Raw genomic sequence first — 12,240 nt, 5'->3', positions numbered from 1 at the left:
GAACACCGAATCATAGCAAGGCGCGATGCGGAATCTTGCAACTGCGTTAACTGGCCATTGGGCGTGCGGTTGCTGCCTCAGTCCGCGGCAAAAGCCGGAACATCATTTCGGATCGAGCGTTGGCTCCAGGGCGGCGACATGGTCGCCGACCATCGGAGGCGACATCCAGAGATTGAGGGCATCATGGCAACCACGCGAGAGCAGAACCGGATCGTCGAAACTCCGACCGAGGCCCGCCAGGGCGAGCCCGGACCTTCGGTGGCCGCGCTGCTCGCCATCTCGACCGGACTGGCAATCCTGATCCTCGCCGTCGTCTGGTTCGTGTTCTTCCGGACCTGACGGCCGACGTCGAGGCGTTCAGACCCTTCCGACTCGCCGCGCAAAGCGGCACATTGCGCTCGCCATGCCCCGGCTCATCCGGTGGCCCGGCGGGCGCAGTCGCGTCGGCGCGTTGTTAGTATATGACTAAAAAGTAACGCAGGCAGTTCCCCGCGTTCATATTCAGTTCACGCCGGAATTGCTCATCTCTGGCGCAGTTGATGCGGCCTATCTCTGGAGAGAAACGTGCGCCTGCTCGTTGTTGAGGACGACCCCGATCTCAATCGCCAGCTCACCAAGGCGCTGACCGACGCCGGCTACGTCGTCGATCGCGCCTTCGACGGGGAGGAGGGGCATTATCTCGGCGACAACGAGCCCTACGACGCCGTTGTGCTCGACATCGGTCTGCCGAAGAAGGACGGCATCTCGGTGCTGGAGGCATGGCGCCGCAACGGCCGCACCATGCCGGTGCTGATCCTCACCGCGCGCGACCGCTGGAGCGACAAGGTCCAGGGCTTCGATGCCGGCGCCGACGACTATGTCGCCAAGCCGTTCCATCTCGAGGAGGTGCTGGCGCGTATCCGCGCCCTGCTGCGCCGCTCCACCGGCCATGCCCAGAGCGAGCTGTCTTGCGGCCCCGTCACGCTCGACACCAGGACCGGCCGGGTCAGCGTGTCGGGCAATCCCGTCAAGATGACCTCGCACGAATATCGGCTTCTGGCCTATCTGATGCACCATTCCGGGCGCGTCGTCTCCCGCACCGAGCTGGTCGAGCATCTCTACGACCAGGATTTCGACCGTGACTCCAACACCATCGAGGTCTTCGTCGGCCGCATCCGCAAGAAGCTCGACGTCGACATCATCCAGACCGTCCGCGGGCTCGGCTATCTCCTGACCCCGCCGGCCGCCTGAAGCCCCCTCGGGCTTGACGACAGCCCGAACAGGGGCCTTGGTCCGGTTATGACGTTCGACGCCCTGACATCCTGCGCCTGCCGGGACCGTTCCGATGGCCGCTAGCTCACTTGCCAACCGGCTGTTCCTGTCGGCGACGGCGTGGCTCGTGGTGATCCTGGCCATCACCGGCGTCGTGCTGTCGTCGGTCTACAAGAACGCCACCGAGCGCGCCTTCGACCGCCGGCTCAATCTCTATCTGCGCACCCTCATCGCCGAGGTCGCGACCCCCGACGAGCCGCCGGACCGCCAGTTCCAGTCGCTCGGCGAGCCGCTGTTCGAGCTGCCGCTGTCCGGCTGGTACTGGCAGATCACGCGCACCGATACCGAGAAGCCGGAGGTGCGCTCCTCGCGCTCGCTGTGGGACAAGAAGCTGCCGAAGCTGGAGGAGCAGGGCGCCGAGCTCACCGCCGCCGGCATTCGCCTCGCCTACGTCGACGGGCCCGAGGGGCAGAACCTGCGCATGGTGGAGCGGCCGGTCGATCTCGGTGCCGACGGCAAATTCCTGGTCAGCGTCGCCGGCGACGACACCGAGATTTTCGACGAGACACGCAGCTTCGACTACTATCTCGGCGGCACCTTCACCGCGCTCGGCATCGTGCTGCTGCTGACCACGGTATTCCAGGTCCGCTTTGGCCTCGCGCCGCTCAAGCGCATCTCGGAATCGATCGCCGACATCCGCTCCGGGCGGGCTGAGCGGCTCGAGGGCGAATTCCCGGTCGAGATCGCGCCGCTGGCGCGCGAGACCAACGCGCTGATCGAAGCCAATCGCGAGATCGTCGAGCGCGCGCGCACCCATGTCGGCAATCTCGCCCACGCGATCAAGACGCCGCTCTCGGTCATCGTCAACGAGGCCGGCGCCCACGCCGCCGAGCCGTTCGCGGCCAAGGTGATGGAGCAGGCCGACGTGATGCGCGACCAGGTCGCCCATCATCTGGAGCGCGCCCGCATTGCGGCGCGGGTCTCGGTGGTCGCGACCGTGACGGAGGTTGCACCTGCCATCGAGGCGCTACGGCGGACCATGGAGAAGATCCACCGCAACCGCGGCATCATGGTCGAGGCCAAGGCCGATCCATCGGCAAAGTTTCGCGGCGAGCGGCAGGATCTGGAGGAGATGGTCGGCAATCTCGTCGACAATGCCTGCAAATGGGCGGCCTCCCGGGTCTTCATCGAGGTCCTGGTCGAGACGGCGCGTCAGGCGGACACCGGCCCGCGGCTGCGGATCCTCGTCGACGACGACGGCCGCGGCCTGTCGGAGGCCGAGCGCGCCCAGGTCTCCCGGCGCGGCCAGCGGCTGGACGAGTCCAAACCCGGCTCGGGACTTGGCCTGTCCATCGTGACCGACCTTGCCGCGCTCTATGGCGGCAGCCTGTCCCTCAGCGGCGCGCCGATCGGGGGCCTGCGCGCCGAGCTGGTGCTCCCAGGAATATAATCCCTTGTTTCTACGGGATTTTTCGGCTTGAGGACGGCCAATCCGCAGAGCCAAAGGGAGCATTCGCACCAACGTCCTCAACCGCTTCTTAAGGCGCAGCCTCCTATGATCGCGCCCGGACGCATCCCACGTCCGCCATCTTACCGTGCATTACCGGGCGCATGAGCCAGACATCGATCGAGCGGCTGAGGGAATATCTCGCGCAGCTCCCGCCGCAGTCGCAGGCGCTGCTGATGCGGGAGTTCGAGCGCGCGCTCGAGCGCGGCCAGGACACGGCCGTGGCGACCCTCGTGCTCGAGCAGCTGCGCAAGATCGTGCGCAAGAGCGAAGCCGACGAAGCCCAGCCGCCGCGCACCGACGATTTGTCCCGGCTGCTGTTCCAGGCGCTGGAACCGTTCTTGGTCGAGGCGGGCGCCCCGATCCGGGTCGGCCAGATCCGCCGCTCCTCGCTGCACCCGATCTGGCAATGGCTCGGCCGCGACGGCGCGCCGGACAAAGTCAATGAATTCGAGGCGGCGCTGGCGCGCATGCCGGCGGAGGCGGGCGGGCAGGTCGAGGCGCTCGCGCACAAGCTCCAGGCCGTGGCTGCCGATGCCATCTTCGAGCTGACGGGGCCGGGCGGCGGCGACAAATCGCGCGCGCTCGCCCGCGTCGGCCCGCCCAATGTGATCGAGGACCTCTATTCGATCGGAGCGGTGCTCCAGGTCCGGGAAGCCATCGCCACCTTGAACGAGAAGCTGCCGCGCTTCCTGCGCGCCTTCGGCGAGCCCCAGATCGCCTCGGTGACGGCGGCGCTCAACATTCCCGTGCTCCAGACGCCGCAGATGCTGCCCTTCGCCCTGTCGATGGTGGCGCAGCGGATGACCGCGCCCTGGCAGATCATCCGCCTCGCCATCAAGATGGCCGCGTCCGACGACGAGATCCGCGTTGCGGCGACGCCCTATGGTGTCGCGGTCACGATGGCCCTGCACGATCTGTCCTGCGTCGCCGCGATCCTGCGCATGGACATCAAGCGCGGCCATTTCGACAACGTCGCCGACAATCTCAAGGCGCTGCATGATGGTGTGCGCGGTCTGCGCACCGAGCTCGACCTGCGCAACGATTCGGTCTGGGGCAAGCAGCTGACTTCGATCCGGGCCGACATCTCCAATGCGCTGCAATCGGAGATCGACAGCGTTCCCGGCCGGGTCCGCCGCATCCTGCGCCAGCGGCCCGAGAAGGACATCCCGCCGGGCGCGCGGATCGACAGCACCGAAGTCGAGGAAACGGCGGCGCTGATCGATTTCGTCGCGACCTGCCGCAACTACGCCAGCGAGCTTGCGATCAACGAGGTGACGCTGCGCACCTATTCCGACCTCCAGCAATATGTCGAGCGCTCGACCGAGCAGCTGGTGCAATCGCTGCGCGCTGCCGATCACAAGGTCCGTACCTACCGGCAGCAGCAGGTGCAGGCCGCGATTCGCTTCTGCCAGGTGCTGTTCGGCGACGACTACGCCTCGCTGATGAGCCGCGCCGCGGAGAACGCAGCTACTGGCGAGCGCAAATCGTCGCGCGCAAGCTGATCCAAGCGCATATTTCGTGATCACAATTTGTGGTTGACGCTACCGGTGGCGAGCCCTACGGTCGCCGTGCAAGTTTTGAAATTTCTATCTGTGGGCGCATGAAACCCATTATCAGCTCCATCGAGATTGAGAACCGCGTCATTGTTGCCAAATATCAGCGGTTGATGGTCGGCGCGCAGGTGGTGCTGGTCGAGAAGGCAAGCGGCCGGCAGCTGCCTGAGACGGTCACCAGGGTTGCATCGCCCGTTCCCGTCGGGGCGTTGCGCATCAGATTGCCTGACGCCATCGAGCCGGGAACGTACTTCCTGAGGGCCTTCAACGGGCATGGCGAGCACGCTGCGCAGAGCGCGGACTTCGAGATCGGCTAAGCCGTTGGATTTTCACCGTTTCGCGACTATGTGCGGTCGCGCCAAATTGACAATTGTCAATTGCCGCATCGTCCGGCCGTGGTGTAAAGCCAACTATGGGCGCGGGTGGCGCGCTGCCGGAAGCTTGCTTGATGACGCTATGGTTCGTGTTCGCGCTGATGACGGTCGCGGCGATCTTCGCCGTGCTCCTGCCGCTCGGCCGTAGCGGACGCGCGCAGGATCAGAATAGCCAAAACCAGGGCAGCGAGGTCGCGGTCTACAAGGATCAGCTCGCCGAGATCGAGCGCGATCTCGCCGCGGGGCTGATCGCCGCGCCCGAAGCCGAGGCCGCGCGCGTCGAGATCAGCCGCCGGCTGCTTGCGGCGGCTGTCAGCGAGCCCGCATTGGAGCCGAAATCGAACCTGAAATGGCGCCGCGCGGCCGCCGTGGTGGCGCTGGCCGGCCTGCCGCTGGTTGCGATCGGCGTCTACATGCCGCTGGGCTCGCCGTTGCTGCGCGACTTTCCGCTGGCACAGCGGGAGCGCGGGGCGGGCACGGGCATGGCGCAGTCGCTCGAGAATCTCGTCGTGCAGGTCGAGCAACATCTGGAAAAGAATCCGACCGACGGCCGCGGCTGGAACGTGCTCGCGCCGGTGCTGGAGCGGCTCGGCCGCTTCGACGATGCGGTGCGCGCCTATCGCAACTCGATCACCTACAATGGCGAGAGCGCGGAGCGGCGGTCCGATCTCGGCGAGGCCATCGCGGCGGCCGCGAGCGGCGTGGTGACCGCCGAGGCCAAGGGCGAATTCGAGCGCGCGCATGCGCTGAACGCCGACGATCCCAAGGCGAACTATTTCCTCGGCCTTGCCGCCGAGCAGGACGGCCGCAAGGACGATGCCGCCAACATCTGGCGCGCGCTGCTGGCGAAAGCGCCGGCGGATGCGCCGTGGCGTCCCCTGGTGCAATCCTCGCTGGCGCGGGTCGGCGGCGGTGGCGTGACGATGCCGGCGCTGCCGGACGAGACGATCGCAGCGTCGAAGGACATGAACGAGGGTGATCGCAACGCGATGATCCGCGGCATGGTCGAGCGTCTCGCCACGCGCCTCAAGCAGAACGGCGACGACGTCGAAGGCTGGCTGCGCCTGGTGCGCGCCTATCTCGTGATGGGTGACCGCGACAAGGCGAAGGGCGCCTCGACCGACGCACGCCAGGCCGTCGCCAACGACGCCGAGCGGCTGCGCCAGCTCAACGAGGGCCTCAAGACGCTCGGGCTCGACGGATGACGATAGTGGGACGAGACGGGAGAACGGACACGCCATGACCCGCAAGCAGCGACGCATGACCATCATCGGCGGTTCGCTCGCCGTGCTCGCGCTCGCGGCCGCGCTGGTGCTCAACGCGCTGCGCGACTCCATCGTGTTCTTCTCGACCCCGACCATGGTCGCCGAGAAGCATGTCGCGCCGGGCAAGCGGTTCCGCCTCGGCGGCCTGGTGCAGCCCGGCTCGCTCCAGCGCGGCGACAATCTCGCGGTGACCTTCGAGGTCGCCGACGGCAGCGCCAAGCTGCCGGTCGCCTACAAGGGCATCCTGCCCGATCTGTTCCGCGAAGGGCAGGGCGTCGTCGCCGAAGGAGCACTCGACGCCAACGGCGTGTTCAAGGCCGACACCGTGCTCGCCAAGCATGACGAGACCTACATGCCCAAGGACGTCGCCGATGCCCTGAAGAAGCAGGGCCACTGGAAGGATGATTACGGCGCGCAAGCGTCCGGTGGCGGCAAGCCTGCGGCCACGACGGCGCAGGGCAACCCGCAGGGAGCGGTGCGGTGATCGCGGAGTCAGGACATTACGCGCTGGTGCTGGCGCTTGGCCTCGCGCTGATCCAGTCCATCGTGCCGCTGATCGGCGCGCGCCTGCGCGATGCCGCGCTGATGAACGTGGCGCGCTCCACCGCGCTCGCGCAGCTGCTGTTCGTCGGCGCCTCGTTCATCGCGCTCGTGATGCTGCACGTGACCTCGGATTTCTCCGTCGCCAACGTCTACGAGAATTCCCACTCGATGAAGCCGCTGCTCTACAAGATCACCGGCGTGTGGGGAAACCATGAAGGCTCGATGCTGCTGTGGGTCTCGATCCTGGCGCTGTTCGGCGGATTGGTCGCAGCCTTCGGCAACAACCTGCCGCTGTCCTTGCGCGCGCATGTGCTGGCCGTGCAGGCCTGGATCGCCAGCGCCTTCTATCTCTTCATTCTGATGACCTCGAACCCGTTCCTGCGCATCGTCAATCCGCCGATCGAGGGACGTGATCTCAATCCGGTGCTGCAGGACATCGGTCTCGCCGTTCATCCGCCGATGCTGTATCTCGGCTATGTCGGCTTCTCGATCTCGTTCTCCTTCGCGATCGCCGCGCTGCTGGAGGGCCGGATCGACGCGGCCTGGGCGCGCTGGGTGCGGCCGTGGACGCTGGTCGCCTGGATCTTCCTGACCCTCGGCATCGCGATGGGCTCCTACTGGGCCTATTACGAGCTCGGCTGGGGCGGCTGGTGGTTCTGGGATCCCGTCGAGAACGCCTCGCTGATGCCGTGGCTCGCCGGCACCGCACTGCTGCACTCGGCGCTGGTGATGGAGAAGCGCAACGCGCTGAAGGTCTGGACCATCCTGCTTTCGATCCTGACCTTCTCGCTGTCGCTGCTTGGCACCTTCCTGGTCCGCTCGGGCGTCATCACCTCGGTGCACGCCTTCGCCACCGATCCGACTCGCGGCGTATTCATACTCTTGATCCTCTGCCTGTTCATCGGCGGCAGCCTGTCGCTGTTCGCGGGCCGCGCGACCTCGCTGAAGCAGGGCGGACTGTTCGCACCGATCTCGCGCGAGGGCGCGCTGGTGCTGAACAATCTGCTGCTCACCGTGGCCTGCGCCGTCGTGCTGTTCGGCACGCTCTATCCGCTGGCGATGGAAGTGCTGGCCGATTTCAAGATGTCGGTCGGCGCGCCCTTCTACAATCTCACCTTCGTGCCGCTGTTCGCGCTGCTGCTGCTCGCCGTGCCGTTCGGACCGATGCTGGCGTGGAAACGGGGCGACCTGCTCGGCGTCATGCAGCGTCTGCTTGCGGCCGGTGTGGCCGGGCTCGTTGCGGTGGCCATCGCCTGGGGCTGGGCGAGCGGCGGCGCGACGCTGGCGCCGCTTGCGATCGGTCTCGGCATCTTCGTCATCGCCGGCGCCATCACAGACCTCGTCGAGCGGACCGGCCTCGTGCGGCTGCCGTTCGCAACGTCGCTGCACCGGGCCCGCGGGCTGCCACGCTCGGCCTGGGGCACGGCGTTCGCGCATGCCGGCCTCGGTGTCGCGCTGATCGGGATCGTCTGCGAGACCACCTGGAACAGCGAATACATCGCGACGATGAAGCAGAACGACGTCGCCCATGTCGCCGGCTATGATCTCAAGCTCGACGGCCTGTTTTCGCGCCAGGGGCCGAACTATCGCGAGATGATCGCCGAGTTCAATGTGAGCCACGATGGCGAGACGATCAGCGTCATGGCGCCGTCCAAGCGCAGCTTTACCACGCGCGGCTCCTCGACGACCGAGGCGGCGCTGCTGACGCGCGGCGCAAGCCAGCTCTACGTCTCGCTCGGCGACGCCACCGCCGACGGCGCGATCGCTGTGCGCATCTATCACAAGCCGCTGGTGCTCCTGATCTGGTGGGGACCGGTGCTGATGGCGTTCGGCGGCATGCTGTCGCTGTCCGACCGCCGCCTGCGGGTCGGCGCGCCGAAGCCGGCGCGGGCCAAGCAGCGCCTCCAGCCGGCGGAGTGATTGTGATGCGCCGGATGATGGCTGCGTTCGTCGCCTTGATGCTGCTGGCTGTGCCGGCGGCGCACGCCGTGCAGCCCGACGAGATCATGTCGGACCCCGCGAAGGAGGCCCGCGCGCGCGACTTGTCGCGCGAGCTGCGCTGCATGGTCTGCCAGAACCAGTCGATCGATGATTCCGATGCGCCGCTGGCGCGCGATCTGCGCCTCCTGGTGCGCGAACGCATCGCGGCCGGCGACAGCAATTCGCAGGTGCTCGATTTCCTGGTGGCGCGCTACGGCGAGTTCGTGCTGCTCAAGCCGCGCTTCGAGCGGCAGACCATGCTGCTCTGGCTGCTCGCGCCGCTGCTGCTGATCGGCGGCGGCCTCGCGCTGTGGCTGCAGATCCGCCGGCGCGCGAAAAGCGGTGCAGATCTACCAGCTCCGCCGCTCACGCCTGAGGAAGAGGCGCGGCTTGCGGCCTTGATGTCGGACGAGCCAAAATCGTCCTAGCTACGTAATGATACGTAGGCGGCATCACGTAGCTCATTTCATGCCCTGTTGACCTTTGTCTGGAAGCTTGTCGCGAGCTTTGATTCCAGCCTCGAGTCCGCAGCGATGTTCACCAACAGCAATCTGACGATCCGTTTCCTGGTCGGCGCCATGGTCGCTGCATTATTGTTCCTGCTGGGCATCGGCGGCGGCACCGGCTTCGTCGCGGTGCTCTATCTCAACAACGAGATCACCAGCCTGTCGTCGGACTTCGCCGCGCTCAGCGGCCCCGCGCGCGACCACGCGATGCAGATCTATCAGCAGGCGCAGACAGCGTTCTCGTATTTCATGGTCGCCTGCGGCGTGATCGCGGTGATCGCTGCCGCGATCTGCCTCACCACCTGGTTCGCCGTGCGCAACGGCATCCTCAATCCGCTGGCGGCGATCGTGCATGCGATGCGCGAGGTCGCCGACCAGAAGTTCGAGACGCCTGTTCCCGGGCTCGGCGGCACCAATGAGATCGGCCTGCTCGCCGGCGCGCTGGAGGTGTTCAAGACCAACGGCCTCGAGCGTCGCCGCCTCACCGAGCAGCAATTACACGAAGCGCAGCATCAGGCCGAGCGCTCGACATTCCTCGACGAACGCGTCAAGCACTTCAACGACCTCGTCGCCAGCGTTGTCGACAGCGTGGCGTCATCCGCAGTGCACCTGAAGAGCAACGCGGAGACATTGTCCCGCACCGCCAATGACACCAGCACCAAGGCCAATGCGGTCGCGAGCGCGGCAAGCCAGGCCAACGCCAGCGTGCAGACGGTTGCGGGCTCGGCCGAGGAGATGACGAATTCGATCGGCACGATCAGCCGCCGCGTCACCGATGCGACCCAGCGCGCCGAGGGCGCAGCGTCCCAGGCCGAGAAGAGCCGCGACACCATCCACACGCTCTCGGATGCCGCCGACAAGATCGGCGAGGTCGTGCAGCTGGTGCAGGCGATCGCCGCGCAAACCAATCTCCTCGCGCTCAATGCCACCATCGAGGCGGCGCGGGCTGGCGAAGCCGGCAAGGGCTTTGCAGTGGTCGCGTCCGAGGTGAAGAGCCTCGCGCACCAGACCAGCAAGGCGACCGAGGAGATCACCTCGCATATCGCCAGCATCCAGGGCATCACCGCAGAGACGCGGGGCGCGATCGATGGCATCTCGAAGACGCTGTCGGAGATCTCCTCGATCATGTCCGGCATCGAGGTCGATACCGCCCAGCAGCGCAACGCCACGCAGGACATCACCCGCAGCGCACAGGACGCCGCGCACGGAACCCTCGATGTCTCCAATCACATCGCCCAGATCACCGCGACCTCTGCCGAGACCGGCCGCATGGCCGCCGAGGCCCGGGATTCCGCCGTCGATCTGTCGCGTCAGGCCGAGACCTTGAAACGCGAGGTGGACGAGTTCATTCTCAGCGTTCGGGCGAGCTGAAAACGCTGAAAAAGCTGCGCTTTCGGCCCATCAGGCAAGTGCGGTTAAGTTCCTAAAAAACCACGACTTTTGGCCTGCGATAAACTGCCGCATCGGCCTCGCCCCTGCATTACAAAAGTTTAACCCCGCCGCCAGCGCACGGTAAGGCGGAAGACCCCATCTTCAGGTCCGTAAAGGTGCCGTATCCGGCACCAGATGGATTTCAAGGCCTTGGAGATCTCTGCATGACCGACCCTATCGACCTCTCGAACCTTCCGTCCTACCGGCAGCCACGCCGGTCGGTGTTTTCCGCGCGCAAGATCGCGCTGATGGCCTCGGTCGTCGCCGGCCTCGGCGCTGCCGTTTACGGCTTCAGCCCGTCGATGTCGCCCGCCGACCTGTTCTCCAGCCCGGCGCATGCGCAGGTCAACAACGAGGTTCGCAAGGTCGAGCGTCCGGTCGGCTTCGCTGACATCGTCGAGCGCGTGAAGCCGTCGGTGATCTCCGTGAAGGTCAACATCAAGGAGAAGACCGCCAGCAACGATGATGGCGACGACGCACAGTCGCCGTTCCAGCCGGGCTCGCCGATGGAGCGCTTCTTCCGCCGCTTCGGCGGTCCGGACGGCATTCCCGGCCTGAAGGGTGGCGGCCGAGGCCGCGTCGTGCAGGGCCAGGGCTCGGGCTTCTTCATCTCGGCTGACGGCTTTGCCGTGACCAATAACCACGTCGTCGACGGCGCCGACAAGGTCGAGGTCACCACCGACGACGGCAAGACCTACACCGCCAAGGTGATCGGCACTGACCAGCGCACCGACCTCGCTCTGATCAAGGTCGAGGGCGGCTCCAACTTCCCGTTCGCCAAGCTTGCCGACAGCAAGCCGCGGATCGGCGACTGGGTGCTCGCGGTCGGCAATCCCTTCGGCCTCGGCGGCACCGTGACCGCCGGCATCGTCTCGGCCAGCGGCCGCGACATCGGCAACGGTCCCTATGACGATTTCATCCAGATCGACGCGCCCGTGAACAAGGGCAATTCCGGTGGTCCGGCGTTCGACACCAACGGCGAGGTGATGGGCGTCAACACCGCGATCTATTCGCCCTCCGGCGGCAGCGTCGGCATCGCGTTCTCGATTCCCGCCAACACCGTGAAGAGCGTGGTGGCCCAGCTCAAGGACAAGGGCTCGGTCAGCCGCGGCTGGATCGGCGTGCAGATCCAACCGGTGACCTCGGACATCGCCGACAGCCTCGGCATGAAGAAGGCCGAAGGCGCGCTGGTGGCCGAGCCGCAGGCGAACGGTCCGGCGGCGAAGGCCGGCATCGAATCCGGCGACGTCATTACCGCGGTCAACGGCGAGTCCGTCAAGGACGCCCGTGAGCTCGCCCGCACCATCGGCGGCATGGCGCCCGGCGCGACCGTGAAGCTCAACGTGCTGCACAAGGGTCAGGACAAGGTCATCAACCTCACCCTCGGCCAGCTGCCGAACACGGTCGAGGCCAAGGCCGACACCGACAAGGACAGCGGCAAGGGTGCGACCAAGGGCACCGACGTGCCCAAGCTCGGCATGACGGTTGCGCCTGCCGATTCCGTGGCCGGCGCCGGCAAGGAAGGCGTTGTCGTCACCGAGGTCGATCCGAAGAGCGCCGCGGCCGAACGCGGCTTCAAGGAAGGCGACGTGATTCTCGAAGTCGGCGGCAAGAGCGTGGCCACTGCCGGCGAAGTCCGCGACGCCATCAATGCGGCGCGGTCCGACAACAAGAACAGCGTCCTGATGCGCGTGAAGAGCGGCGGCCAGTCGCGCTTCGTCGCGATCCCCCTCGCCAAGGGCTGAGGGCAGGAGGCTTACGAGATGAGGGGTGTCGCCGGCATCAGTCGCCCCCGCCGCCGACGCTCCTCGGGGGAGCAGCGCAACG

At 66.5% G+C, this 12,240-nt stretch carries 11 protein-coding genes; all 11 read left to right on the top strand.

Going from position 1 to position 12,240, the window contains the following annotated elements:
* Window positions 1-183: 183 nt before the first annotated feature.
* A complete protein-coding gene (locus BRAGE_RS55975) occupies window positions 184-339 on the top strand; it encodes a hypothetical protein (protein ID WP_162832009.1) in 156 nt (51 codons plus the stop codon).
* A gap of 225 nt (window positions 340-564) precedes the next feature.
* A complete protein-coding gene (locus tag BRAGE_RS0123105; RefSeq protein ID WP_018315821.1) occupies window positions 565-1,230 on the top strand; it encodes a response regulator transcription factor in 666 nt (221 codons plus the stop codon).
* A gap of 94 nt (window positions 1,231-1,324) precedes the next feature.
* Window positions 1,325-2,701: a sensor histidine kinase gene (locus BRAGE_RS0123100; RefSeq protein ID WP_027558813.1), complete on the top strand. Its 1,377-nt coding sequence runs from the start codon at window positions 1,325-1,327 to the stop codon at window positions 2,699-2,701.
* A 161-nt stretch (window positions 2,702-2,862) separates the two neighbouring features.
* Complete coding sequence (locus BRAGE_RS0123095) at window positions 2,863-4,263, top strand: hypothetical protein (protein ID WP_027558814.1); 1,401 nt, start codon at window positions 2,863-2,865, stop codon at window positions 4,261-4,263.
* Between the two features lie 29 nt (window positions 4,264-4,292).
* On the top strand, window positions 4,293-4,631 hold the full coding sequence (locus BRAGE_RS0123090; RefSeq protein ID WP_416207711.1) for a hypothetical protein: 339 nt from the start codon (window positions 4,293-4,295) through the stop codon (window positions 4,629-4,631).
* 131 nt (window positions 4,632-4,762) lie between these two features.
* Window positions 4,763-5,893: a c-type cytochrome biogenesis protein CcmI gene (ccmI, locus tag BRAGE_RS0123085; RefSeq protein ID WP_027558816.1), complete on the top strand. Its 1,131-nt coding sequence runs from the start codon at window positions 4,763-4,765 to the stop codon at window positions 5,891-5,893.
* A gap of 34 nt (window positions 5,894-5,927) precedes the next feature.
* On the top strand, window positions 5,928-6,437 hold the full coding sequence (ccmE, locus tag BRAGE_RS0123080) for a cytochrome c maturation protein CcmE (protein ID WP_027558817.1): 510 nt from the start codon (window positions 5,928-5,930) through the stop codon (window positions 6,435-6,437).
* Complete coding sequence (locus BRAGE_RS0123075) at window positions 6,434-8,416, top strand: heme lyase CcmF/NrfE family subunit (protein WP_027558818.1); 1,983 nt, start codon at window positions 6,434-6,436, stop codon at window positions 8,414-8,416. The genes ccmE and BRAGE_RS0123075 overlap by 4 nt, the downstream gene beginning before the upstream one ends.
* Window positions 8,417-8,421: 5 nt before the next feature.
* The gene (locus BRAGE_RS0123070) at window positions 8,422-8,904 is read left to right on the top strand and encodes a cytochrome c-type biogenesis protein (protein ID WP_027558819.1); all 483 of its coding nucleotides are present in this window, start codon (window positions 8,422-8,424) and stop codon (window positions 8,902-8,904) included.
* Window positions 8,905-9,009: 105 nt separating this feature from the next.
* A complete protein-coding gene (locus BRAGE_RS0123065) occupies window positions 9,010-10,353 on the top strand; it encodes a methyl-accepting chemotaxis protein (protein ID WP_027558820.1) in 1,344 nt (447 codons plus the stop codon).
* Between the two features lie 224 nt (window positions 10,354-10,577).
* Window positions 10,578-12,158, top strand: a complete 1,581-nt coding sequence (locus tag BRAGE_RS0123060) for a Do family serine endopeptidase (RefSeq protein WP_027558821.1) — start codon at window positions 10,578-10,580, stop codon at window positions 12,156-12,158.
* Window positions 12,159-12,240 lie beyond the last annotated feature (82 nt).

This window comes from Bradyrhizobium genosp. SA-4 str. CB756, from assembly GCF_000473125.1.
In the GTDB taxonomy this organism is placed as follows: Bacteria; Pseudomonadota; Alphaproteobacteria; order Rhizobiales; family Xanthobacteraceae; genus Bradyrhizobium; species Bradyrhizobium arachidis.
The sequence above is the reverse complement of the archived record's forward strand: the minus strand, read 5'-3'. Positions and strand labels throughout refer to the sequence as shown.